The following is a 24,462-nucleotide window of genomic DNA, read 5'->3' as shown; positions in this document are numbered from 1 at the left end:
TTTACAAGGTATTCACTGGTTAGATTATTCAAAACACCCACTCATTCACCAACAAGATAATCAAGCATTCATCTATGCACTAATGTGACGAATTGAAAGAATATAATGACTAACAGAAAGGATAATTTGACTAATTGAGGGCGTAATAGCGGTGAAAAGCACAACAAAAAGGTAGGAATTGGGATGAATTTATCGAGAATAACCACACCATAATCGAGCCAGATACGGCTCGATTATGGGCAATTAAAGAGTAGCCAAATTGAAGAGACGTTAAATTGAAAAACAGTTATGCCGCTTGAGTAGTCATGGATTTTCGCTGATTTCGAGTCATCAAATGATAAACCACAGGTACAAAGTAGAACGAGATAAGCGTGGTTAATACCGTTCCGCCAACAATCGCGACCGCGAACGGAGGCCAGAAACCACCGCCAGCGATGATCAATGGCATAAAGCCGCCAACAGTCGTTATCGTGGTTGAGCTGATATGGCGAGTACACGACATCACAGCTTCAACGACTGCATCTACATTCCCGGAGGAAGCCTCTTTATCGAGTTTCAATTCGGTCAAAATCACAATGGCCGCGTTAATCGCTAAGCCCGCAATCCCAAGCATCGCGATAATCACCGTAAAGCCGAACGGATAACCGAAGATCCATACCGACAACAGCCCTAGTCCACCAGCCAACCCTGCTACCATGAAGATGATGCTGCTCATTCGGAACGAGTTGAATGACATCACCACCACCAGCACCATCAATACCACCACGACTGCGACATTCGAGATGAGGCTGTTGACTGAATTGTCTCGCTCCGCTGATTCGCCACCAAAACCAATGGTGTAACCCGATGGCATCTCATAGCTTGCTAAGCGTTTTTGGAATTCATTAAGTACGGTTTGAGGTAAGACACCCGCTTCAATGTAACCCTCGATGGTATTCACACGCTGCCCGTTACGACGAGTAATCGCACCGCGACTGGTCGTCAATTCCAGTTCTGCCAGCGTCGAAACATTGATCCCTGTTGAGTAGACATCAGAACTGATTGGCAGACGAATATTGCTTAAGTGAACCAAGTTTTCACGCGCCTCATCTGCCACACGAACACGGATTGGTACCGACTCACTGCCTTCAATCACAGAGCCACTTTCACGACCTGTCAGCGTAGTTTGCAGCATACCTGCGAACTGGTTCAATGAAATACCATTCAGCTTTGCGGTGTCTTCATCAACCTTCAACCACACCTTCGGAGTACCTGGTTGCAGGGTTTCCCTTGTGTGCGTCACATGAGGAACACCCGCCAAAATCAATCGCACATCCTCACCAATCGCTTTCAACGTATCGAGGTTTTCACCATACACTCGCAGTTCAACGGGCGCGGTAAATGGAGGCCCTTGGTTAAGCTTACGTACCAAGATTTGTGCTTCCGGCACCTCTTCATCCAACACCTTTTGCAACTGTGGAATTAGCGTATTGGCTTGGTCAAAGTTCTCTGTTTTCACCATGGCTTGCGAGAAGTATGGCGCATTATTTTGCCTTGCTTGCAGGTTGTAATAGAAGGATGGGAAGTTTGCACCCACGAGCCAATCGATACGCTCCACTTCAGGGTAACGATGAATGATATCGTCGATTTTTTCAGAGGTGTTTTTAGTGGCATAAATGCTCGCTTGCGGCGGCATGTACACCTGGATCTCAAACATGTCTCGGTCTGATGGCGGGAAGAATTGCTCAGTCAGCTGAGACATACTCCAGTAACCGGTAAACGGAACCAACAACACCAAAGCAATCGTGATGATTGGATGCGTGACACCAAAGCGGACAGAAGATGAGAACCAGCGCGTCAAAGCCGGGATTCTCAAACCCGTCATGTACCAATGGTGCTGCCCTTTCTTATCGACATCACTGAGTTGTTTCGGCAATAGCTTGGTCGCTAAGCCTGCGATTAAGGTGTGCGAGATGATGTAAGAGCCGATCAATGAGAAAGAAACGGTAATCGCAATACCACCGACAAATTCACCCGATGCACCCGGCATCAAGATAATCGGAGCAAACGCCAACACGGTAGTTAAGGTTGAGCCTAATAACGGCACCCATAAATGCTTCAATGCATTCATGGTCGCTTCAGCGCGCTGTTGCCCTTTCAAGCGATAAGTTTGAATGGTATCGACCATCACCACCGCGTTATCAACCATGATCCCGAGCGCCACAATTAGGCCTGTCACCGACATTTGGTTAATCGGTACACCGGTCATTTTCATGATCGACAAGGTCAATAATGAGGTTAACGGCAGAGAAATTGCCACTAAGATCGCGGCACGCACTCCTAAAGTGACAAACAGAACAATCAAGATCAGACCAAAACCGATCATCAAGCTTTTGCCTAAATCGTCTAAGCGAGTTTCGGTATAACCTTGCTGATTAAAGAGCACCGTCACCTTAACGTTACTTGGTAACTCTTGCTCAAATTTACCAATCAGAGCATTAGCTCGCGACGTCCAGTTGTCGACTCGCAGATCAGGATGCATTCTTGCCGCGACAATCACACCCGGCTCACCATCAATAATGGCAATCTGGTCTTGCGGGGTTTTCTCACCACGTTTCACAGAAGCAATGTCTTCCATGCGGATGATGTGACCGTTGCTGTCGGTGGCTATTGGCACCTGTTTAATACGTTCAATGGAATCAAGCTCAGACTTAATCTCTAAGCCAAAGCGAGAATAAGCACTGACCAATTCACCGGCAGAGTTTTTCGCATCTGCTCCTTCCAAAGATTCTGCGATATTGGCACTTGAACGACCAAGCGCGGCTGCATCTGCGGTACGTAAACTGATTTGAATCTCTTCTTGTGGCATCCCGTATTCATCAACGAATTCAGTACCCGACAAAGTTCTTAGTCGCTTAGCGAGTTCTTTGGCATAACGACCCAGCGTTAACCTGTCAGGCTCGCCTGCACCAGACCAGGTTAGAGATGCGATGGTTGTGAAAGCATAGGTATGGTCGCTATCGAGATCGGGAGAATGAGAGCCCGCAGGCAAAATGGATTCGATGTCAGATAACTTGTCGCGAGCTTGAGACCAAACTGGCTCAGGCTCGGTGATGGTGTCATTCAATTCTAAGGTGACAATAGACACGCCCGGCCTTGAGGTTGAGCTCACGAGTTTAACTTCACTCAGCTCACGCAGCTTGTTCTCGATAACTTCTGTTACCAAGGTTTCAACACGCTCGGCACTGGCGCCGGGGAAACTGGTAGTAATGTTCGCGTAACGGTTGATGATCACCGGATCTTCTGCACGCGGCAACGTCATGAACGCAGAAATACCACTCACCATCAGCAGTGCGGTCATTAAGATAAGCAGTCGAGTGTTGGAAATAGTCTCTATGATTTTCATGCTATTTCCTATTCAGCAGTAACGCTTGCTGGCTTCACGGTTTGTCCGGGAACTAAACGATGTAAGCCACTGGCAATCACTTGTTCACCGTCTTCAATCGCCCCACTCACGTACGCTTGTTGATTGTTGGCAAACAACACTTGAACACTTCGGCGCTCAACTTTGTTGTCTTCACCAATCACAAAGATGTTCCACACACCGCGTAGGCCGTCAATCAAACCCGTTAATGGCACCCAGTAGCCTTGGTCATCAATCTGCTCATCAAATTTCAGATAGGCAAGTTGCCCTTCTAACACCGACGATTGTTCAGGAAACAAGTAACGTAAACCGACACTGCGAGACTGTGTGTCAACCATTGCGCCCGGATTCAACAGGCTCACAGCGAATTCATCTCGCCCGACGCGAATACTTGGTGCGGAAAGTGAAGTAACCTTTTTCATTTGATGGGCAGGAATACCGATGAAGGCCTCTTTCCCTTCAGAGGCAAGCAGTGTAAGAGTTGGATTCCCTACATTCACCACATCTCCAAGCGAGACAAAACGGGTTGCGATGGTGCCTGAATATGGCGCACGAACTGTCGATTTCACCAGCTTCAATTGATTGCCTTTTACCGAGGCATCAATACGCAGCAAGTTCGCCTGCAATACGCGTTGCTCACTGGTTAACGAATCAATCTCAGCTTCGGCACTGAAACCTTTCGCTTTCAATGAACGTTGACGTTTAAGGTTCGCAGCCACCAAACTCAATTGAGCTTTGACTTCTTCAGCCTGCGCTTTCAGTTGGCTAGACTCGGTTTCCAAAAGTTGGGTATCCAGTCTGATCAACGGCTGACCCGTTGTGACTGTGTCACCGACATCCACCAGAATCTCGTTTACTTTGCCCGCCAGTTCGAAACCTAAATTAGCCTGTTGACCCGCCTTAACCACACCGACATATTCACGTTGTACTGCATAAGAAGGAGACAGCGACAAGGCCATCGTTTCCACGGTTAAAATAGTTTGGACGCTCGATGCCGTTTCAGCGGTTGAATCAACCGACTCTTGGGCTTGTTCCTTTTCGCCACATCCAACAAGAAAAGCCGACAACGCCACTGTCACTGCGCTTCCCTTCATCAATTTATACATACGTACTGTTCCTATGCGGTACTCAATTATGTTCTTTTTTTAGACCAACCAAATCAAACTAGACTGTCTAGTTTGATTGTGTTAAAAATAAGTTTCATCGTTAATGATTGATAAAACCATCACAAAAAGCATAATGCTTAGCGTAAAACGAGACACATAGAACTGAGCACCAACAGGCGCTACGCAACGAGACAAACTAGGTAACGAGACAACACTAAGTAACGAGAAGCAAGCACGTGACTAAAATCATCAAGAGTGAACAGAAGAGATCGCAGATCTTAACCGCAGCCAGCCAACTTTTCTCTGAACATGGCTTCAAGATCAATATGGATCAGATAGCCAAAGCAGCGAACGTTTCTAAGCAAACGGTCTATTCTCACTTTAAAAACAAAGACGAACTTTTCGAAACCTGCATGCAAACCAAGTGTGCGGAGCGAGAACTCAGTCCTGCTGCCTTTGATATGGATGCTGCGGTGGGTGATGAGTTGGTGAAATTTGGTGTGAAGTTTCAGGATTTATTACTTGATGAACAATCTAGACAAACCTTTCAAAATGCCATTAGCCAAGCGAATACGCATCCAGAGATCGCCTCTATCTATTTAGAAACTGGGCCTCAGAAAACCACCAAGTTACTTGCTGATTATTTGCAATCGAAAATAGACTCTGGTGATCTCACACTGTCGACATCAAGCTCACCAGTCATTGCAGCACGCCAACTGTTGTTGATGTTTCACGGCAAATCAGCGTATTGGGGATTCTTCGGACACGATAGCGGAGAATCTGAAGAAGAAAGACTTCACTACACTCGCGAATGTGTCGCGCTGTTCTTAAACGGCAATCAGCCTCGCTAGTTTGAGCCCTACTGAATGAGGGTTAGTTAGCAGGAGCAGCTGACTCAAGAAGTAACTCATAGAAACGTTGAGCAGCAGGGCCTGTCTTGGCTCCTTTTGGTAAAGTCAGGTGCAGCGGAACGTGATACCCACTGCCATTTTCGACATTCAACACAGTGAGCTTGTCGCTACCTCGACTTTCAACAATGTGCTTTGGTAGTCGACAATACCCAACCCCCTGCTCTACCGCGCCAAACGCATGGTCGAAATTATCCACCGTAATACGCTGACTCGACTTCAACCAGCCCACATCCTGTTTGTTCCCTTGGCTTTTAGTGCCTTGATTAGATCGTGTACCTAAATCTCGCACCACAATTTGTGGCAAAGACGACAGTTGATTCAACGACACTGAAACGGCACTTGCTAACGGATGTGAGCTAGCAACTACTGGCTCCATCATCGTAAAACCAAAGGCTTCGGCTGAGTAATTAGTAATAGGCAAGTTGATGATAGCCACATCAGCCAGTTCTTGAGTCACCATTTCCGTCGTCTTAGACAATGACGTTTCCATCACTTGAATCGATGTGGTGCTGTTCTCCACCATAAATTGCGCCATCGGTTTGTATAGACGTTCAAGGCAGCACAAGTGATCAACCGCAACCACAATTTCAGATTCGATGCCTTTCGCAAGCTGTTCACTGATCAACTCTAGCTCGCGAGCTTGTTCCAACATACTGCTTGCACGGCGCAACAGTGATTTCCCATCCTCCGACAATACCGCCCTACGACCTTCAACCTGCACTAAAGTCACGCCTAATTGGTCCTCCAATTTTCTCAAAGCATAAATCAGCGTGGTATGGCTCTTATTCAATTGCACTGCCGCCGCCTGAATGCTGCCTGCGCGGTCAATCTCGTAAAGCGTTTGCCATTGGTCGAGGGTGGTTTTCAATCTCATAGGTCTAAAATCCTGACAGTTAATGGCTATATTATGAACTTTCCTGTCTTTTTTTTACAGGTATTATCTATTTCAACAGGCAATCAAGCCTCCTATGTTTTGCGAAATGACCATGAGTCTTAGCGCAATACCAAGTAACTGTTTGGAGAAATAACCATGAAATTATTACAAGTCGATTTTGAATTTTCAGGCCCATTTGGTGAAGAGATGTCGAGCGCGCTCGTTGACCTAGCAAAATCTATTAACAACGAACCGGGTATGATCTGGAAAATCTGGACAGAAAACGAAGCTGAAAAACTGGGCGGTGGTGTCTATCTTTTTGAAGACCAACTCAGTGCAGAGACGTACCTAGCGATGCATAGCGCTCGCCTTAAACAGATGGGTGTCGACGAAGTACGTGGTGTAATTTTCGACGTGAACCAGCCTTTAACTACCATTAACAAAGGCCCAATCAACGACTAGTTAATTCGCTGAATGACAACAAAGATACTGAATAGCTAAGTCGCTAAGTCATAAATAGAGAGATACGTAATGAACAACAAAACTTTTCTTAGCCTACACGGCATTATTTACGCAGGGTTTGCCATCGCACTGTTTTTTATGCCAACGGTAATGTGGCCCATGTACGGCGTGGAAATTAATGATAAGTACGCTTACTTTCTCTCTCAACACACCAGTATCTTTTTGGGTGGTATCGCAGCGATAAGCTGGTTGCTTAGAGACATTGAACCTGGCGTGTCAGCTAAAAAGCTCATCCAAGGTTTGGTGGTTACGAATATGCTCGGCGCTATCATCACATTGTATGCGGCGTTTACAGGAATCTTTGTTGGCTTTGGCTGGAGCGACCCTGTGTTCTTCATTTCACTATCGGTACTCAGTGTTTTGCAGGTTCGCAAGCAAGCTTAACCAATGAGTTCAGATAGCACAAACAAAAAAACACTCGGTATATGCCGAGTGTTTTCGTATTAAATCGTTAACTTTAACGTCAGGCTATGAGCGACCAAGCATACGACTTAGCGTGCCATCTTTATCGACAAACTGATGCTTCAATGCGCCTAATACATGCAGAGCAAGTGCCACCATAATCAGGTTCACTGAATTGACATGAACAAAAGAAGCCGCAGACTGTAACCATTCGGTTTTTTCACCAGCAGCGATAAGCTCGAAACCGAACACGTCTAATGCACGCCCACCAGCAACACTCATCACAGCACCAGAAATTGGCATCGCCAACGTCACCAACAATAAGAAGTGGTGAACACTTTTCGCTGCGATTTCTTGTGCTCTCGTCAATACGGCAACACTCTCAATTGCGCCCTCTTTAAAACGCAATACCAAGCGTGAAAGTGCGACAACTAAAACAATCAAACCCAACGATTTGTGTAGCCCCATCAACTCACCTTTTTCGGGGCCTCGCGGCATACCTTCAAATTGAAGTCCAATCACAAACACGACAAGGAACAAAATACCGGTAAGCCAATGGAAAACAACAGTCTTTTTCGATAACGAATTACTCATAATGACCACTTTATGTCTCTAAACTTGATGCTATTTTCGCCTAATATCATTACGTTTTATAGGGTAAATACGTAAAGTTAGGTAAAGACAAATAGAAGCCAGAAATCGTTATTTTGTGTGCTCTACAAAAATCAACTTGTCAGTGTTGAAGCCACGCTCTTTAGACATGCTTTTGAACTTCTCCATCACCTCTGGCGCAACTTCTGGTGTTCTTGAAAGCAGCCATAAGTAATCAGTGTCGGGCCCAGAAACAAACGCGTATTGGTAGCCCTCTTTGTCTAATTCAAACACGACATAAGCGCCGTAGAAAGGGCCAAAGAAAGACACTTTCAAATAGCCTTGTTCAGAGCCTTCAACGAAGTACGCTTTTCCTTCCGCTTCGTTCCACTCACCCTCTTCGGCAGAGTATCCACGGTTAATCACCTTCACGCCGCCATCATCACGCAGGCTGTATTCAGCGCTCACATTACTTAAGCCGCGCTCAAACGAGTGATCCAAACGAGCCACTTCGTACCATTTCCCTAGGTATCGTTCCAACTCAAACTGTTGAACAGGCTTTACCGTTTCGGGCATGCCAACACAACCACCCAATAAGATCACGCTAAGCAGCAATAATATTTTTTTCATCCTAACCTCGACTTGTTTTTATTAGTAATGCGAGTAAGTCTCTTGAAAACATAAACTTACATCCTTGGTAATACGTTAAATCCATTTTTATAGCTCACTTAACTGTAATTTATTCAGAACCTTATGTGAATTGTTTAGTCTGCGAATGGATTCGCAATCCTTTATTGACGAGCTGTATTCCCACAACCACCTCAAAAGGCACTGGAATTACATTCAAACAAGAGAGCAACCAAGGACACTTTATTATTAAAAATTCACGATATGATTCTCGCCACTCGCTTTCTATACTTACTAAACCGTGGAACATGGAAGACATAATAATGAATAACAAGCTCACTCTGCCACGTACTGCATGGATAGCATTACTCACAAGCTTATCGGCCGTAGCGCCGGTGCTTGCACAAGCCAACACTATTGTTCAAGCGCAAACATCTGTTCATAACCAAAGTGCTGACCAGATCTTTATCAATGCTGATATATACGGGCATCGTGAGTCGGACTCGATCGTTACCCACAAAGGCAAGATCATCTTCATTGGTAACCAATCACAGGCGCAAACTTTTCAAGGGCAAAGCACTGATGTCATTGATTTAGACAATGCCTTTGTCCTTCCGGGATTTATTGATAACCATAACCATGTGTTTGAAGCCGCCTCAGAGCTGGGTGGCAATTGTGAACTCGACTCTGAAGCAACGTTAGAAGAGCAAATCCCCTACTTAGAAGCGTGTAAGATCAATGCTGATACCGATGGCAGAGGTTGGCTTATGGGCTATGGTTTTTCTTTGGAAGCGACGCTCGATAGCGACTCTGACTACACGCCACTAGAGATCATCGACAGTGTCTTCCCTAATCGCCCCGTGGTGCTTATGGAGCAGACTTCACACTCGATGTGGGTCAACTCAAAAGCACTAAAAATCGCTCGAATCAGCCAACAATCTCCAGACCCACAAGGCGGTGTTTATTTAAAAGACCAAGACAGCAGCAAGCTCAATGGCATCTTGCTAGACAATGCTGGCGATCAAGTGATGGAGATGGCTTGGAATAGCCAAAGTGAACTGTTTGAGCAAAGCTACCAAGGCTTAATGTTCGGGCTTGAGGAAGCGGCAACCCACGGCATCACCACCATTGGCGACGGTCGCATGTATTGGAAACGAGGTTGGTATGACGTTTGGCTAGAGGCCGAGCAAAATCAAGACTTAACGGCGCGAGTATCGCTACGCCCTTGGGTGTACCCATCGATGGTGATGTCTTCTCAATTAGAAGTCTTTGAGAAAATGCATTCCGACGATAAAAGCCATCTGTTACTTGTCGATCAGGTGAAAATGTACAGTGATGGCATCTTTATCAATGGCACCGCCAAAACACTCGCGCCCTACTTAGATACTTATCTACCCCAGTCTCCTAATGGCTTGAACTATATTCCGCCAGAACAAATGAAAGAATGGTTAACTGCGCTCGAGAAAATCGGCTTTAGCGCCCACATTCATGCGATTGGTGATGGAGCGGTTCGTGAATCTCTTGATGCGATAGAAAGTATTCGCAAACAAGGTTCAACCAAACCCTACACCCTAACCCATGTCGAATTAATCAATGATGAAGATGTGCCACGCTTTCGCCAGTTAGATGTAACTGCAGATTTCCAAGTTGGCTCTGATTACGTTGCAAGGCATCAACACCAATGGGCCGAAGCTTTCCTTGGTGCTCGCCGTGCCAAAGCCATGATGAACCTCGATGCAATACTCAAGACCGACGCCAATATCACCTTAAGCAGTGATTGGAACGTACACGACATCAACCCATTGGTCGGCATCGCGAACAGCTTAATCATGGGCAAAACCGGCCTAACCGATATCTATACCGCCATCGACGCTTACACGCTCAATGCCGCCAAAAGTCTTGGGATTGAAGACGTAACAGGTTCTATTGAGGTAGGAAAATCCGCTGACTTCGCCATTCTCGACCGCGACATCACCACAGTGTCAGCAAGACAAATCGCCAAAACTCAGGTGTTGATGACGGTGTTACGCGGGAACGTGGTTTACGAAAAATAGAGCCAATTCGCGTATCGAATTGGTTATCGCAACTCAAACGAAAACGAGCCAGCTTATTCAACTGGCTCGTCTGTTATTCACATCTGTATTTTAGTTCTGTTACGCGTTGGTCTCTTTAAGCGCTTTCACATGTGAATCTTGTTTGTCATCCAGAGCAAAGTAGATCTTCGATACAATCACTTCAGCAACCAGAATCGTAAATACCACAGCGAAGAAAGCAACCACGCCGCCCCAAGGTCCTGTAAAACTCACCTTATCTCCGAACAGAAGGTTAATCGCTTCTAGCATCACGAATTTTGAGCCCACCAAGATAATGTAAGTGGTGATTGCTCGGTACACCTTAGGTGCAGTGCCCGGCTTGCTTTTGAAGTGTTCAGCAATCTTGTGCTCTAAACCAATAGAGAGCTTCAATAATAGCTGCAGCAACAATGCCGCAATCAAAGAGATAGTGAAAGACTCAATGTTAACGAAGTCCCAGTACTCATCGAAGAAGTTAAGTACCACTAAGTCCACCAGCACGGCTAACGTGTAACCTACGAATAGACGTTGTGGTGTGTTGAACCCGTAAACTTTGTCTGATTTAGTCATTCTGTCTCTCTCTAATTTGATAAGTCGCCTTGATTTGAAATACATCTTAGCGTTCGAATCGGAGCAAAACTTACCATTTCATGACACCACTCAAAATCATTCACGACATTAATGAATCGTCATAGTGTCCTCGCGCCTCCACCTTTAATAATCCTGATCGCCCACGTATCACTGTAAAGTAAAATGGCACTATCGAGTGCTCTGCTGCTACCAAGTAACCTGCCACTACCAACTAAAGAAAGAATAGAGACGCTAAATGAATGACCCGTATTTAAGCAATGAGTGTGTTAGTTGAAATCTTGCGTCCAATAAGACATCTTCGATGCATCTGACTTACTGGCTTTGTATCCAATCCCCATCTTTGTGTGTCGGCTATTCATCACGTTTTGGCAGTGACCTTCGTGACCAACCCAACTATTAAGACCGGCATTGTTAACTTGCCCATCACTTCGCGGGCTGGTGTAACCAAAAATAGGAATCACAACCGAATTGGATGAGAGGACAAACGCATTCTGACCAGAACTGTTCACAACAAAGTGACCTTGAGCATCTCTTCGGTACTGCTCATCTGAGTTCAACTGGGCATTACTCGCCGTATTATTGTCCCAAGCGATAGGAGCTGCTGGTGGGTAGTTACCACTCGAAAACGATGAACCAAAGGCATCACAATAACGTTGTGTCGACCTCGCACAATTTGTCGAGATAACAGATTGGTACTTGATACTGTTCTGACTTAGATCTTCTGGAATATTCACAATTCGGCACCATTTTTCATCGGCAACGCCTTGACCGGGCATCCCCCAAATCGCACCATTCAATAATTGATTTGTATCTAGTGAAGCGAAATCGATGAGAGTGTCGCTATTAAGCTGACCTAGATCCAAATCGATCTTTCCAGATGAAGTGTTCAACTCAAAGATCGAGGCCCCAACCTCCTTAGCTGCAGCATTAATTTTGTCGCGCTGTAATAATTCCCAAGAATCACCAAACCGCTCTTTTGACTGCTCTCCATAAGCTTGAGCGATAAAATCGTAAGTAGGTAAATTAGACTCTATCCCGCTCCCATCTTTGGAAACTACGCTGCCAACGGTTTTAAATTCCAACGAACTGTCGAACACCGCATCGTTAAACACATACGATCCCAAGAGCTCACTAGAACAAGAGTTACTTTGCATATCGTATCGATATTCAGAAATTGTACCGTCCACAAGTAACTGATGATCCTTCCTTTGCGCGCTTAATCCTGTGGTTTCGTAACAGTGCCAATCGTTAACAAAGTTGCTGCCATTATCGATAACGATTGTTGGTACAGCGATAGTCACATCAACCTCCTGAGTATCTCCACTCTTGAACGCAGGCAGCTCATTTTTGACGGTAATAGATGAGAAATTTCTGATTGGATCCGTTTCTTCGATAAAACCTTCGATCGCAAAAATCATATTGTTGCTAAGAGCTTTAATGTCAGGCTGCTGAGAGGTAGATGATGAGCCGGTATTACTTGGATTACTTGGATTACTTGGAACATTAGCGTTATTAGACGTTGTGCTGTCACCTCCTGATGAACTCTCTCCACCACAACCCGTAATAATCAGTGCTAGAAGGGCGACTGCCGAGATATTTTGTTTTTTCATGAGTTAATCCTTAAGCATATATTTTTCTTGATGTAAGGATGTTGCCTCATAGAACGAACTTAAATTTCAGACCAATGTCAGAGCCCCTAAATACTGACACCGATTTAACATTTTATAAGATATTGTCAATTTAACGTTCGACCTATAAGTGGATGAACTCATTCAGTATTTTCATTAAGCCTTCCGTTTTAGATCCAGTTACAGTTCGGTAAATTGACTCTCAACACAAGGTGACGACGATTTGAAATACACCTTAACGTTCGAGTAGGAAAAACTTAGAAATATTGAAAAGCACCAAAAGATAAGTCTCGTCATTGCTTGTCACCAAATGGCCATTCTTCAAATGCTGCGCCCCATATGATGACCCCATCAGCGACACACACTCATTTCCAAAAGGTGCAGACTATGAAAAAGCTAATCACTAACGCGAACGTATTTAACGGTGTTGATAACAACCTAATCGAGAACGTATCACTTCTTATTGAAGACAACTTGATTACTCAAATTGGCGAGGTTGATGCAACGTTAGCGGATGAAATCATTGATGCTCAAGGTGGCACAGTCATGCCAGGCCTGATTGATGCGCACGTTCATATCACGCTCTCTGCCTCTTTTAATGTCATTGATACGATGACTCGTGAAGAAGTGGCGATTCGCTCAGCAAAGATTTCAGAAGAGATGTTAATGCGCGGCTTTACTACCATTCGCGACGTGGCGGGCAATACGCTTGGCCTTAAAAACAGTATCGACAAGGGCTATGCGACTGGCCCACGCATTCTTCCTTCAATGGCGGCTATCTCACAAACCTGTGGTCACTCCGATTACCGTCAAAACCAAGCACAAGAGCGTTTAGCAAACGGCCATGAAGACTCACCAATGATGAAGCAAGGCTCAATGAAAGTGGCCGATGGGCGTTCAGAAGTATTGAAAGCGGTGCGTGAACAGCTATTCATGGGCGCATCACAAATCAAGATCATGGCTGGCGGTGGCGCATCTTCAACCTTCGACCCGCTAGACACATTGCAATTTACATCAGACGAGATGAAAGCCGCAGTTGAGGCCGCTTCAGATTACGGCACTTATGTCGCTGCGCACATCCACACCTCTGATGCGATGCGCCGAGCAGCTGAAGCGGGCGTGATGTCTTTCGAACACGCGACCATCATGGACGACGACATTGCCGAAATCATTAAAGAGAAAGGCATTTGGGTGATTCCTTCTTACTTTACCTCTTCATTGATTGCAGAGCGTAAGATCCCGCTGCCAAATGAAGAGACATACCGCAAGACAGAACGCGTAGGCAAAGCGATGTTCAAGTCAGCAGAACTGATTAAGAAATACGACATCCAGAACATCGCTTTTGGCACTGACTGTGTAGGTGAAACCAACGTTCACGCGACACAATTGAATGAACTTGGTGCGATTGAGCAAGTATTCGATACCATCACCGCGCTTCGCATGGCGACATCAAACTGTGGTCGCTTGTTCGAAATGTCGACCTACCAACACCCATACCAAGAAGGCAAGTTAGGTCAGATCGTTGAAGGCGCGTATGCCGACCTATTGATCATCGATGGCAACCCACTGGAAAGTGTTGCATGTGTGGCGAACACAGAGACACAAAAACTGATCATGAAAGACGGCAAGGTGTACAAAAACACGCTTTAACCTCGAAAAGCGCTCGTCCATTCACCATAAAAGCAACAAATCTAAAGCAAATAACCGAGATGACTAACTTGGTTGTTTGCTTTTCTTTAAATCGCCTAAAACTGATCTCGCTTTCGACCAACAAACTCTGACAACAACTCGATTCTATTTTAGATCAGCATAAATTGTGGTTGGAAAACCAAGGCGGCGAACGAGCACAATTAGGTAATACCGATCTAAGTAATCTAGCGCTTCAAGATGTTGACCTTCGTTGCGCCAACCTGATACGTACTGATTTTAGTGGCGCCGATTTATCGGGTGCGGACATGAATGAGGCTGACATCACCTATGCCAATTTCAGCCACGCGAACCTCAACAATACGAGCTTCCGCGATGCTGACCTACGTAACGCCAACATGAGTTACGCCCAAATGCTCACGTCGATTTACTGCGTGCCGACTTGTTTCGCACTGACTTCAGCAATGCTCAAGTTAATGACTCTGCTTTCAAACGAAAAGACACAGGCAATACCATTATTGAGCTGCGAGATCCTACCCGACAGTGTCTCTCTGCCAAGTAGGCTCAAACAGCGATGATCTCCAATGCGCTGATATTGTTGCATATTCATTCGATTATTCGATAAATACCGAATTGGACTGGGCACTCTCCTACTGAACTCAGGTCGTAATAGCAGATCTCGCCCCCATATCACTAAGCATCGAACGACATTGTTCTTACTTGGTTTTTGTTCTTACATATTTTCGATTCTCATGTATTATGTGCGCCCATAATTGTATGACAAATATGTAGTGCTGTTTCTGTATGACCAAAGCCACCAACCACGCGATTTTGCTCTTAGTATTCGCCAACCTGCTCGCCTCCTTTTCAGACGTCTCACTCAAAGTGCTGAACGGTGAAGTGCCCACGTTCCAATATGTGTTTATCCGCCAGCTATTGAGCGTGATGTTGCTGCTTCCTTTTTGGCTAAAGCTACCCAAAGAGACGCGCATGCAAGGTGGTTGTCGCATCAACTTCTTGCGGGCTCAATTCATCCTAGTGGGGAGTGGCTGCGCAATGATTGCCATCACACACCTCACCTTGGCGACCGCAAATGCGATGTTCTATGTTGGACCTATTCTGATGCTCCCGCTTTCTATTGTTTTATTGAAAGAGAAGCCGACATCATCAAAAGTGGTCGCGACATTGATTGGTTTCGTGGGTGTGTTAATCGTGTTGCGTCCAGAGCAATTTCACTGGGCCGCTATTGCAGGCTTAGGCAGCGCGCTCGCTATGGGTGTCGGCAATATCTTGATCAAACGTCTTCACGCAGAACAACACATTATCTCGACACTATTTTGGACCAGTGTAATGACTCTGCCGCTGGCGTTGGCTCTTGCTCTGCCTGCATGGGCGGCGATTGAATGGCGTCATGTTGGGTGGATTATGGCAATCAACCTATTCGTTCTTGGGTATCATGCCCTTGTGGTGGTGGCTTATAAAAAAGCGCCAGCAAACCAAATTGCTCTCGCGGAATACTCGGGGTTGGTGTTTGTGACTCTATTTGGCGTGATGTGGTTTGACGAAATCCCAGACATGTTGACCCTTGTCGGCATCAGTCTTATCGTCATTCCTATGATGCCAATAAAATGGAAGAAGTACTTCGGCAGGCCCAATCAAACGGCCCTAGATATAGAAGCCAATCAGCCTAAGCCTTAATCGTCGGCAGCATCATTACTGCGCATCGAGCTAATCCACTTTCGACATATTCAAATTAGAAAAGGGACCGGTATTTCTACCCGTCCCTTTTTGGTTTCGTTTATGTCAGGCGTTACTTAAGCTTGAACACCAACACTTTGTTGTATGCCGTCACCATCAGTAAATCTTGCTGTTTCCCGCCAATTTCTAGGTTGCTGATATGGCCCGCATCGATAGCAATGAAGTCTATCTGCTTACCGTCTTTATCGAACACCCCCACGCCACCGTGCGCTGCAACAAAGAGGTTGTCATCGGCATCAACAGCAACGCCATCAACCATAGGTTCAGAGCCAGACTCCGCCTTCACCTGGGCAAACTGCGTCTTATTGCTGAGTGACTGTCCATCAACATCAAATCGGTATACCCAGCCATCAGATGTGTCGGCAACGTATAACGAAGATTCATCAGAAGAAAATGCGATGCCGTTTGGTAGCTTGAACTCTCCAGTGATCAACTTTAGATCACCATCTAAATAACGATAAACGCCATTAACCGGTTGCTCTGATTCTGCCTTTGCTGGGCCGTAACCTTGGATACCAAACGGAGGATCGGTAAACCACACGCTGCCATCGCTGTTAACGGTTAAATCGTTCGGGCTATTGAGCAGCTTGCCGTTATACGTTGCAGCGACAATCACTTTCTCTCCGTTGCCCTGACGGTACGACAGCTTTCTATCATGGCGGGCTGCCCAAAGGTTGCCTTTCGCATCAATATCGAGACCATTGGCATAGCCTGAATTGTCATCAAAAACGCTCAACTTGCCGTTAAGATCGTAAGAATAGGTTGTGTTATTTGGAATATCGCTAAACAAGAAACGTTGATGTTTCACATCCCATGTTGGGCCTTCAACAAAGCCGAATGAGCCTCCAACTAGTGTTGGGTTGCTTTCTACAACAGAGGCAGCTGAAACATTCATAGAGGCAGCCATTGCAGCGCTAATAAGTAGTAATTTGTTCATTGTTCTTCTCCTTTCTGTTTACGTTTTGAATCTTAGTTTCTTGAAAGAGTGAGAAAAACAGTAAAAAATGACTTCACTGTTTACTAAATGGTGTTAATGATGAATTTGATTTATATGCAGACCTTCTTGACTGTCGCCGAAGAGCAAAGCTTCACCAAGGCCGCTGAAGTATTGGATGTGTCGAAAGGTTTGGTGTCTCGGCATGTACAACGACTCGAAGAAACATTGAATTCTAAGCTGTTTCACAGAACGACTCGTTCTATCAGCCTCACAGAAGTGGGTGAAGAGTTGTATTCGAAAGCGAAGCAAATTCAACTATTAGCAATCGAAGCGGAAATGCGTGTCTTAGACATGACGCAGGAAGTGGCAGGCGATTTAAAAATTACCGCACCGATAGAGTTTGGGCGTGCGCTTTGTCGTCATATCATCCCTACTTTCAAGCAAGAGTACCCAAAAGTGGATTTGATTCTCGACTTTGGGCCGATGAAAAAGAAGATAGAGTCTGGAGACTTTGACATTGCTTTCCGAGCCTACGATGAACTCCCTAATGATGTGATTGCCAACGATCTCGGGCACATCCGCAATGTTCTCGTTTGCAGTGCAGGTTACGCATCGACTAACCCACTCATTACCACCAAAGACATCCATAAATGCAGCTTCATTCTTAACAGTCAAAATGAACGTTGGAATCAGCTGGAGTTGATCAATGGCGAACAAACCTACCATGTTGAAGTAACCGGAAGCGTTAGCTCGAATACCTACAGTTCAATTTTGGAGTTAGCGATGCAAGGGATAGGTGTCGCCAGCTTGCCGTTCTATCAAGTTGAAGAGCAGCTCAAAAAAAGTGAGCTTATTCACGTGTTCCCAGAATGGTCGATTAAAGCCCAAAAGCTAAGCCTTATCTATGCTCAAAGAAGAGTAACACCGCAGAAGTTAGTCACTTTTAACCGAGCGGTAAAAGAGTGGCTGGAATCGAATAACGCTTATACGTTGTGAGTTTTAGAACGCTAAACCTTTCAATTGGAACGTATGTGCGTTCCATTCATATCAGGCTCAATCGCAGTGCTTTCAATAGCTGATAGGCTGCCGTGTATTCGTCGATTTTGAAACACCCTCCCCCTCTAACTCCCCCTCAAGTTGAGTTTATCCCCCTCTCTAGATTGACGACCGAGGGGGAGAATCTTCTTTGGCGCTGAATGTGAAAATGCGCATGTCGCCATCGGCATTCAGTTCCTCCCCTTTCCACGAAATCATAATGGGTCGAAAATACGGATTAAGGGGAGATTAGGAGGGAATTTGAGGTTGGTGTGATTACCGAGGGAGGTTGGGCTAACACGGATTTGCCCCAAACCTTCACAGAACCTGCACACGGAACATCTGAGCAGTACACCAATAGACCAAGTTAATCTAATCCGTACTTTGTTCTCTTATACGGAATTTTTCCGTAATTCGACCCCGCAACTATATACCGATTCACATAACAGGTTGATACCCGTTGAGTTTTATAATAAATGGCAGCAACATAGACGGAATGCAAAGACGGAAAAAGTCCGTCTATAAAGCGATGATCTAGGAGGTGATTTTGCTCGATTTACTCAAAAAAGTTGTTCTAATTAACCTATTAGCGGCTCTTGTTGTTGTCGCTCTAGCCCAGTTTGTTCCATTCTTTGCTACGACACAATTGGTCGACTTTCTTTTCTTTGTTGTCATCGTCATATGGGTTTTAGCGAAGCTAATGTGGGAAGGTGGCATCCATAGTAAGACGACTCGGTTCGATGACACTAGAACAGATAAAGTCTACAAAATGGTAGAGGGACACGATTTCGAAAAAGACGAACGCGAGCACTATCGAATGAACTACCAGACAGGCTTGGTTTTCTTCATCGCTGGTCTGCCAGCGTTTATAGCTTGTTTAGTTCTTCAATTTTCATGAGCACGAGCATAACAAACGACTAAAGTTTCAAGGTACTTTTTCTAATCAGGACGAAACGGTTTAGAGCAGCACACCTAAAACGTTTCTGTCCAGAAACGTTTTTAAAATTGATCAAACTCTATTGTCCTCCGACAACAATGGCTAGATATAGAGCGAGCATAGGGTCAGATAGAGTTTAAAAGTAGGTAGTGGTTAGGGGGAAGTTGGTGATCTTAATTACACATCCCTGTGTAACGTATTTTGAATGTCAGCTGGCTTTAAAGAGCTTCATAAATTGACTAAAGCGTGGAATCAGGTTTTGCACAGTCGGCGCATCTGGAATCTCATTTACAAAAATCATAAAGCGCTGTGCTTTACTTTTATCACCTTGAGCAGTCCCTGCTAGTATTGCTTGAGCTAAAATTACATGCTCAGCGGTAACGTCCTTATTCGAAAATTCGTGAATCAACATAGAAAATCCTAATAAGTATAAATACGGATATAATAATACAATATATTGATGTTTATATCGATAGCTTATGGCATTCATCAATGTCAGATTTGTGTAAAAACAATACTGGACAGTGAGCTTAGTGACTTTTCATACTTATGCTAATTCGTGATTTGCTAATACTTGGTTCTTCGAAACTCATTTATGTCCAGAAGCTTCGTAGGATGAATTTTTACCTTTGGCACTTCCTATCTCGAAAGTGCCTTAAACGTTTCATTAGGTATGGCACGAGTAATACAACTAGCTAATGTGAAAAACAGGCACATTACTCACCAAACAGCGATAAAAAAATTCGTTTCCAACTTTTGAAATAGACCCAGTAAAGCGCAGTGTTATTTTTTGTTATTGTGGATCTACATGCCCAGAACAAGTATAGGACTGACCATCAACACCACGAATTGCGATCTGGTAGTTCAGCGCCAATCCATTGCCAACGATGTCTGACAGGCCCTCAGTTTCTGGATTATTCATACGATCGTGGTACATCTGACAAACGTGTTCTTCACCATGCCATTTTGATTGCACCTCTTCGATTCCATCAGCCTCGATGTCTACGCGAGCAACTCCATTTGTGCGCTTTGCTGCTTTGGTCGTGATGATCGTCGTCGTCATTGATGTATAACGGATACCATCGATTTTCGAACTGGCTTCGGTAAGTTGGTCGTGGTCTGCGTGTGTGATAATTGGGTCAGACACGAAGGCGTTCGCAGCCTTTACCTTTAAGCTGGTACAGCCAGTAATTGTCATAAGTGCAAGTGCGATAGCTGTTAAACCAATGGTTTTGATTGAGGTCATTTCATTGTCCTGTTAGTCATTCTGTCTGGGATTTACTATAAACAATAAAACACTGTATTATTAGTTCAAGCTATGAATACTAACTTACCGAGAATGGAAGGCCGCGACTAGGATTGGTTACTTGTTTAAGGCTGCTCTAAGTCTAACTCTTCACGTGGTAGGTCGTGAATGTCCTTTGGGATTCGTATCATAAAGGGCTATGTTAGATCCGGGTTATCCATAAACTTTGTCAAATTAGAAAAAACGTAACTCAACTTTATCCAAACCCAATTCAACACACCCAAAACAAAAAGGGATTAGTATCTCTACCAATCCCTTCACTACTTATTTATAAAGTAACGGCTCTTACTCTCTACAAACTCTCAATTGCCTTTTGTACCGCAGGGCCAATCTGACGCTTACGCGAAGTGACGCCTTCTAGGGTCAGCATATCGCTTGTTGGTTCAGCGTTGAAAGCCGATTTAATCACTTGATAGTCGCTTTCATCCACCCACAATAAGTTAGCTTCTTTGTTCTTAGTGTCTGTGATGGAGAAGAACAGATGCTCTAAGCCGTTCTCTTCTTTGTAGGCTTTCATTGCCGCCAAAAGTTCGTCTTTACGGTCAATCAGTTGTTGAGCCGTTAGCGTTTCAGCCACACCAATACCCACCTGTTTGCCACCGTATTTAAAGTTTTTGTAATCCAGCGTCAAAATGGTCTCAGAAGAAAGGTGACTGAGATCCGACTTAGCAATCAGCATCTGTTGACCGAAGTCTTCGATATCTGAAATGCCTGCAACCTTCGCCAGCTTCTCTGCGTATTCACGATCATGCTCAGTGGTGGTTGATGATTGGAATACCACGGTATCAGAGAGAATTGCGCCTAAGCCAACACAAGCGAGGTGTTTAGGTAATGTCACATCGAGCTTTTCAGCATTGTCAGCCAGTATAGTTGCAGCTGAACCCCAACCTCGGATATCCATCTCGACAATCTGCGGGGTGTTAATTGGAGAGCCACCAATCGCATGATGATCGACCACTGCCACAATGGATGCTTGATCAATAGTTGGTGCTAATTGAGTCACTTGGTTGAAGTCAACCAGCCCCACTCGGTATGAAGAGTAATCTGTCTCTACACGTGGAGATTCTGCATTACAGTAGTTCAAGATAAACGTCGATTCAGGATTAATCGGCTCAGGCACTGTCGCCGTACCACCATAAATATGAGCCGCGAGCATCGCAGACATTACCGTGTCGCTGTCTGGGCTTAGGTGCCCTGTCCATACGAGATCTTCACTGTTTTCATTGGCAGATTGTTGCAAGCTAAAAGCAAAACTTGCTGAACTGAAAGACATAATTACGGCTGCAACGACAGGGGTTAGCTTCACGGGTATTTCCTTATTTAAATGCGATATAGAAGCCCATAAGCTAAACACCAAAAATTTCAGAACCGTGTAACTAATATTTCAGTTTTACTTCAGTAAGTAACTAAATGTAATTGCCCTTAGGCTTTCACTGTTAATCACACCAAAGCTCAACTTGGATTAGGTTAGCTTTTCATTATTTCACAATGAATTTCAATGAACCCTAATGATAAGAAAGCTAAGACACTGATTTATTGACCACATAACATCATCAACCCACATACTGAAAATAAGATAATCTTATTAAAAATGGATTATCGAAAGGCACAAAAAAGGCTGCAAAAGCAGCCTTATCGAGTAAGCATAAATATGCTATTCAATCATCGAGATCGAGGTTTTTTTCCTCCCCTTCCCGTTGCTGGTAAGGGAGCGGAGATGTACACCAAGGGGAGGTTAGGAGGGGATTCTAGTGTTTGTATCGAAAGGTGTTGCTGTCATCAATAATCTCAATTTTGACTTTTACTACGCCTTTCTTAACGTCACCAATTTGAGAAAATGCTTTGTGGGAAAGGTCAATCACTCGGCCTTTTACGTAAGGGCCTCTATCGTTAATTTTGACATCGACTGACTTGTTATTGGCTGTATTGGTCACTCTCACGATAGTCCCAAATGGCAAGGTTTTGTGAGCGGCTGTATAGGCGTTTTTATTATACGTTTCACCACTTGCCGTCAGTTTTCCATGGAATTTATCGCCATACCAAGAAGCCACTCCCACAAGCGCATGTGACTTGGCATATTCCTTTGTTTTAGAACTGCCGACAGCCGACGTTGAGGTGCATCCGGCTAATATCATAAGGATAAGAGCGGTAAAGATAATATGTAATTTTTTCATGTGGTTTGTGTGCGCTAATCTCTGCATGTTTCTCTATTTTCGTTGTTGTTGGTTAGCAATATAATGCTGAGTATAGTCACTGCTCAGCCAAGGCTACCATTCGGTATGATGACGGAATGTTTTCATGAACGACACTTTCTTCCGTCATATTCATGAAAGGTTTTATCGTCAAAACGTCAACTTTAACAACGTCTTAAATCTGTATATTTCTTAATCGCTTCATGTAGATAAGTCACTCAGCCAAACATCCAAATACAAAAGCGGATTGGTATCTCTACCAATCCTCTTTAGGGGTAATTCGTTTTTCTGCCTTAAGCGCAATTGTCCGTAATCAGTCACCTGCGCTTCTTCTCGGCTGTATAAGTTACGCTTTACTGGTTTGTACCGAATTCGTCATCGATTTGGCTTTAGTTTCAGGCACCAAAGACATCAACCCGGTAATCACAAGCGCGGCAATACCAGACATGGTTACAGGTGAGCCAAATATGCTTTGCACTAGCTTGGGCGCTTCTTTCAATAAATCCGGCACTAGCATCACCCCAAGCCCTAAGCCTAGTGAGATGGCAATCGTCATAATTCTGCGGCGATCCAGTTTTTCATTGGCGATGATTTTGATGCCCGCCGCAGCAACCGTACCGAACATCACTAATGTCGCCCCGCCCAATACTGGCTTTGGAATCGTCATTAAAACCGCACCTAAGATGGGAAATAACCCTAACAGAAAAAGAATCGCGGCAATGAAGTAGCCGATGTAGCGACTCGCGATCCCCGTAAAATGGATCACACCGTTGTTTCTGGCTGAAAGTCGTGTTCGGAAAAGTATTGAATACCGCTGCGATGAGCGAGTTCACACCGTCACCTAGCACGCCAGCCTTGAGTCGATTGATGTATTTTAGCCCCTTAACTGGCTGCCCTGAGAACATACTGTTGGCGGTAAGGTCACCCGTGGTTTCAATAACGGTAATCAAGTAAATAAAAGCGATAGGCAGGAAGGCTTGCCAATCAAAAGCGAAGCCATATTTAAAAGGGACAGGAATACTCAATAGCGGTTGAGAAGCAAAAGAAACCATAGACGCTTTGCCCATCAAAATGGCAACGCCCCAGCCAACTACCAACCCAACTAAAATCGACGACAGCCTTACCATGGTGTTGTTGCTTAGGTTAAGTGCCACTATGGTTCCGAGCACAATCGCACCCAACATCAAATTGCTTCCAGAACCAAAATCTTCTGCGCCAACACCACCAGCGATATCAGTGACGCCAACTTTAATCAAAGAGATACCAATCGTGGTGATAACGATTCCGGTTACAACTGGGGTGATCACCACTTTCAACTTTTCGATAAAACGCGATAGGACAATTTCGACAAACGCACCGAAGAAACAAACGCCAAAAATGGTCGCCAGCATTTCATCCGGGCCACCGCCATTCGCTTTAACAAGGAAGCCCGCACCTAATACAGATCCTAAGAATGCAAAGCTGGTTCCTTGGACACAAATCATCCCTGCACCAACTGGCCCTATTTTTCTGGCTTGGATAAAGGTACCTACCCCAGACACCATTAATGCCATGCTGATCAGATAAGGAGTGTGTTCACCTAACCCTAAAACACCGCCAATAATGAGCGTGGGTGTGATAATTCCAACAAAGCTGGCTAATACATGCTGCAGCGCCGCGTAACTGGCTGCTTTGACTGATGGTCGATCGTCCAACCCGTAGATCAATTCACTGTTCTGTTCCATGTGACTTCCTTTATGTATTTTTTATTGTATACAATTTACATAAAGGCAATAGAGCAACATATATGCCAATGGTTTAACATCATATTTATCAATCAGTTAAGTTTTCAATCAGTCCAATGTTGCACTATAGAGCAACAATGTCGGCTTGTTTTAGTGCAACCGATAGTTTATCCGATGTTCCCAAATTTAGCCCTACAGA

At 44.7% G+C, this 24,462-nt stretch carries 20 protein-coding genes and 2 pseudogenes; 9 read left to right on the top strand and 13 right to left on the bottom strand.

Going from position 1 to position 24,462, the window contains the following annotated elements:
- Positions 1-286: 286 nt before the first annotated feature.
- Positions 287-3,385, bottom strand: a complete 3,099-nt coding sequence (locus BCU07_RS03455; RefSeq protein ID WP_102429139.1) for an efflux RND transporter permease subunit — start codon at positions 3,383-3,385, stop codon at positions 287-289.
- An 8-nt stretch (positions 3,386-3,393) separates the two neighbouring features.
- Entirely contained in the window at positions 3,394-4,509 is a 1,116-nt protein-coding gene (locus tag BCU07_RS03450; protein WP_102429138.1) for an efflux RND transporter periplasmic adaptor subunit, read from the bottom strand.
- Positions 4,510-4,745: 236 nt separating this feature from the next.
- Between BCU07_RS03450 and BCU07_RS03445 the strand changes: the two genes are divergently transcribed.
- A complete protein-coding gene (locus BCU07_RS03445) occupies positions 4,746-5,360 on the top strand; it encodes a TetR/AcrR family transcriptional regulator (RefSeq protein ID WP_004736309.1) in 615 nt (204 codons plus the stop codon).
- A 22-nt stretch (positions 5,361-5,382) separates the two neighbouring features.
- Here the strand turns inward: BCU07_RS03445 and BCU07_RS03440 are convergent, their stop codons facing one another.
- Positions 5,383-6,294, bottom strand: a complete 912-nt coding sequence (locus BCU07_RS03440; protein ID WP_102429137.1) for a LysR family transcriptional regulator — start codon at positions 6,292-6,294, stop codon at positions 5,383-5,385.
- Between the two features lie 156 nt (positions 6,295-6,450).
- On the opposite strand from BCU07_RS03440, the gene BCU07_RS03435 reads away from it, so the two are divergent.
- Both BCU07_RS03435 and BCU07_RS03430 read left to right on the top strand, forming a co-directional pair.
- The gene (locus tag BCU07_RS03435; RefSeq protein WP_102429136.1) at positions 6,451-6,756 is read left to right on the top strand and encodes a monooxygenase; all 306 of its coding nucleotides are present in this window, start codon (positions 6,451-6,453) and stop codon (positions 6,754-6,756) included.
- A 69-nt stretch (positions 6,757-6,825) separates the two neighbouring features.
- Positions 6,826-7,200 (top strand): hypothetical protein, encoded by a 375-nt coding sequence (locus BCU07_RS03430; protein WP_102429135.1) that lies wholly within the window; start codon positions 6,826-6,828, stop codon positions 7,198-7,200.
- Between the two features lie 84 nt (positions 7,201-7,284).
- Here BCU07_RS03430 and BCU07_RS03425 read toward each other — a convergent pair whose 3' ends face one another.
- Both BCU07_RS03425 and BCU07_RS03420 read right to left on the bottom strand, forming a co-directional pair.
- Positions 7,285-7,812 carry a cytochrome b gene (locus tag BCU07_RS03425; protein WP_102429134.1) on the bottom strand — a complete coding sequence of 176 codons (528 nt, stop codon included), beginning with the start codon at positions 7,810-7,812 and terminating at the stop codon, positions 7,285-7,287.
- A 108-nt stretch (positions 7,813-7,920) separates the two neighbouring features.
- Complete coding sequence (locus BCU07_RS03420; protein WP_102429133.1) at positions 7,921-8,439, bottom strand: lipocalin family protein; 519 nt, start codon at positions 8,437-8,439, stop codon at positions 7,921-7,923.
- Between the two features lie 320 nt (positions 8,440-8,759).
- Here BCU07_RS03420 and BCU07_RS03415 point away from each other — a divergent pair, with 320 nt between their 5' ends.
- Complete coding sequence (locus tag BCU07_RS03415; RefSeq protein ID WP_102429132.1) at positions 8,760-10,490, top strand: amidohydrolase; 1,731 nt, start codon at positions 8,760-8,762, stop codon at positions 10,488-10,490.
- Positions 10,491-10,589: 99 nt separating this feature from the next.
- Here BCU07_RS03415 and BCU07_RS03410 read toward each other — a convergent pair whose 3' ends face one another.
- Together BCU07_RS03410 and BCU07_RS03405 are read right to left on the bottom strand one after the other, a co-directional pair.
- Positions 10,590-11,078: a hypothetical protein gene (locus tag BCU07_RS03410; protein WP_017068109.1), complete on the bottom strand. Its 489-nt coding sequence runs from the start codon at positions 11,076-11,078 to the stop codon at positions 10,590-10,592.
- A 287-nt stretch (positions 11,079-11,365) separates the two neighbouring features.
- A complete protein-coding gene (locus BCU07_RS03405) occupies positions 11,366-12,709 on the bottom strand; it encodes a CAP domain-containing protein (protein WP_102429131.1) in 1,344 nt (447 codons plus the stop codon).
- 405 nt (positions 12,710-13,114) lie between these two features.
- Between BCU07_RS03405 and BCU07_RS03400 the strand changes: the two genes are divergently transcribed.
- The 3 genes and pseudogenes from BCU07_RS03400 (at position 13,115) to BCU07_RS03390 (ending at position 16,072) form a co-directional block, all read left to right on the top strand.
- Complete coding sequence (locus BCU07_RS03400; protein ID WP_102429130.1) at positions 13,115-14,377, top strand: metal-dependent hydrolase family protein; 1,263 nt, start codon at positions 13,115-13,117, stop codon at positions 14,375-14,377.
- Between the two features lie 164 nt (positions 14,378-14,541).
- Positions 14,542-14,936 (top strand): annotated as a pseudogene (locus BCU07_RS03395) (pentapeptide repeat-containing protein).
- Positions 14,937-15,178: 242 nt separating this feature from the next.
- Positions 15,179-16,072, top strand: coding sequence for a DMT family transporter (locus tag BCU07_RS03390; RefSeq protein WP_050652322.1), 894 nt, complete (start codon positions 15,179-15,181; stop codon positions 16,070-16,072).
- A 112-nt stretch (positions 16,073-16,184) separates the two neighbouring features.
- On the opposite strand, the gene BCU07_RS03385 is transcribed toward BCU07_RS03390, so the two are convergent.
- Positions 16,185-17,069 carry an SMP-30/gluconolactonase/LRE family protein gene (locus tag BCU07_RS03385; RefSeq protein WP_102429129.1) on the bottom strand — a complete coding sequence of 295 codons (885 nt, stop codon included), beginning with the start codon at positions 17,067-17,069 and terminating at the stop codon, positions 16,185-16,187.
- A gap of 99 nt (positions 17,070-17,168) precedes the next feature.
- On the opposite strand from BCU07_RS03385, the gene BCU07_RS03380 reads away from it, so the two are divergent.
- Together BCU07_RS03380 and BCU07_RS03375 are read left to right on the top strand one after the other, a co-directional pair.
- Positions 17,169-18,065 carry a LysR family transcriptional regulator gene (locus tag BCU07_RS03380; protein ID WP_102429128.1) on the top strand — a complete coding sequence of 299 codons (897 nt, stop codon included), beginning with the start codon at positions 17,169-17,171 and terminating at the stop codon, positions 18,063-18,065.
- 586 nt (positions 18,066-18,651) lie between these two features.
- Positions 18,652-19,002 (top strand): hypothetical protein, encoded by a 351-nt coding sequence (locus BCU07_RS03375; protein ID WP_102429127.1) that lies wholly within the window; start codon positions 18,652-18,654, stop codon positions 19,000-19,002.
- A 247-nt stretch (positions 19,003-19,249) separates the two neighbouring features.
- Here BCU07_RS03375 and BCU07_RS03370 read toward each other — a convergent pair whose 3' ends face one another.
- The 5 genes and pseudogenes from BCU07_RS03370 to BCU07_RS03350 form a co-directional block, all read right to left on the bottom strand.
- Positions 19,250-19,453 carry a pyrophosphatase gene (locus BCU07_RS03370; protein WP_102420170.1) on the bottom strand — a complete coding sequence of 68 codons (204 nt, stop codon included), beginning with the start codon at positions 19,451-19,453 and terminating at the stop codon, positions 19,250-19,252.
- A gap of 381 nt (positions 19,454-19,834) precedes the next feature.
- Positions 19,835-20,287 (bottom strand): hypothetical protein, encoded by a 453-nt coding sequence (locus tag BCU07_RS03365; RefSeq protein WP_017089087.1) that lies wholly within the window; start codon positions 20,285-20,287, stop codon positions 19,835-19,837.
- A gap of 352 nt (positions 20,288-20,639) precedes the next feature.
- The gene (locus BCU07_RS03360; protein WP_102429126.1) at positions 20,640-21,653 is read right to left on the bottom strand and encodes a manganese-dependent inorganic pyrophosphatase; all 1,014 of its coding nucleotides are present in this window, start codon (positions 21,651-21,653) and stop codon (positions 20,640-20,642) included.
- Positions 21,654-22,095: 442 nt separating this feature from the next.
- Complete coding sequence (locus tag BCU07_RS03355) at positions 22,096-22,548, bottom strand: septal ring lytic transglycosylase RlpA family protein (RefSeq protein WP_102429125.1); 453 nt, start codon at positions 22,546-22,548, stop codon at positions 22,096-22,098.
- Positions 22,549-22,885: 337 nt separating this feature from the next.
- Positions 22,886-24,263: pseudogene (locus tag BCU07_RS03350) on the bottom strand (uracil-xanthine permease family protein).
- Positions 24,264-24,462 lie beyond the last annotated feature (199 nt).

This window comes from Vibrio sp. 10N.261.54.E10, assembly GCF_002877735.2.
GTDB lineage: Bacteria > Pseudomonadota > Gammaproteobacteria > Enterobacterales > Vibrionaceae > Vibrio > Vibrio crassostreae_C.
The sequence above is the reverse complement of the archived record's forward strand: the minus strand, read 5'-3'. Positions and strand labels throughout refer to the sequence as shown.

Bases quoted from the DNA above. Each gene is read 5' to 3' on its own strand.
- BCU07_RS03405 (WP_102429131.1), bottom strand. From the start codon at position 12,709: ATGAAAAAACAAAATATCTCGGCAGTCGCCCTTCTAGCACTGATTATT.
- BCU07_RS03450 (WP_102429138.1), bottom strand. From the start codon at position 4,509: ATGTATAAATTGATGAAGGGAAGCGCAGTGACAGTGGCGTTGTCGGCT.
- BCU07_RS03370 (WP_102420170.1), bottom strand. From the start codon at position 19,453: ATGTTGATTCACGAATTTTCGAATAAGGACGTTACCGCTGAGCATGTA.
- BCU07_RS03365 (WP_017089087.1), bottom strand. From the start codon at position 20,287: ATGACCTCAATCAAAACCATTGGTTTAACAGCTATCGCACTTGCACTT.
- BCU07_RS03415 (WP_102429132.1), top strand. From the start codon at position 8,760: ATGAATAACAAGCTCACTCTGCCACGTACTGCATGGATAGCATTACTC.
- BCU07_RS03420 (WP_102429133.1), bottom strand. From the start codon at position 8,439: ATGAAAAAAATATTATTGCTGCTTAGCGTGATCTTATTGGGTGGTTGT.
- BCU07_RS03410 (WP_017068109.1), bottom strand. From the start codon at position 11,078: ATGACTAAATCAGACAAAGTTTACGGGTTCAACACACCACAACGTCTA.
- BCU07_RS03355 (WP_102429125.1), bottom strand. From the start codon at position 22,548: ATGCAGAGATTAGCGCACACAAACCACATGAAAAAATTACATATTATC.
- BCU07_RS03385 (WP_102429129.1), bottom strand. From the start codon at position 17,069: ATGAACAAATTACTACTTATTAGCGCTGCAATGGCTGCCTCTATGAAT.
- BCU07_RS03455 (WP_102429139.1), bottom strand. From the start codon at position 3,385: ATGAAAATCATAGAGACTATTTCCAACACTCGACTGCTTATCTTAATG.
- BCU07_RS03430 (WP_102429135.1), top strand. From the start codon at position 6,826: ATGAACAACAAAACTTTTCTTAGCCTACACGGCATTATTTACGCAGGG.
- BCU07_RS03440 (WP_102429137.1), bottom strand. From the start codon at position 6,294: ATGAGATTGAAAACCACCCTCGACCAATGGCAAACGCTTTACGAGATT.
- BCU07_RS03400 (WP_102429130.1), top strand. From the start codon at position 13,115: ATGAAAAAGCTAATCACTAACGCGAACGTATTTAACGGTGTTGATAAC.
- BCU07_RS03425 (WP_102429134.1), bottom strand. From the start codon at position 7,812: ATGAGTAATTCGTTATCGAAAAAGACTGTTGTTTTCCATTGGCTTACC.
- BCU07_RS03390 (WP_050652322.1), top strand. From the start codon at position 15,179: ATGACCAAAGCCACCAACCACGCGATTTTGCTCTTAGTATTCGCCAAC.
- BCU07_RS03435 (WP_102429136.1), top strand. From the start codon at position 6,451: ATGAAATTATTACAAGTCGATTTTGAATTTTCAGGCCCATTTGGTGAA.
- BCU07_RS03380 (WP_102429128.1), top strand. From the start codon at position 17,169: ATGAATTTGATTTATATGCAGACCTTCTTGACTGTCGCCGAAGAGCAA.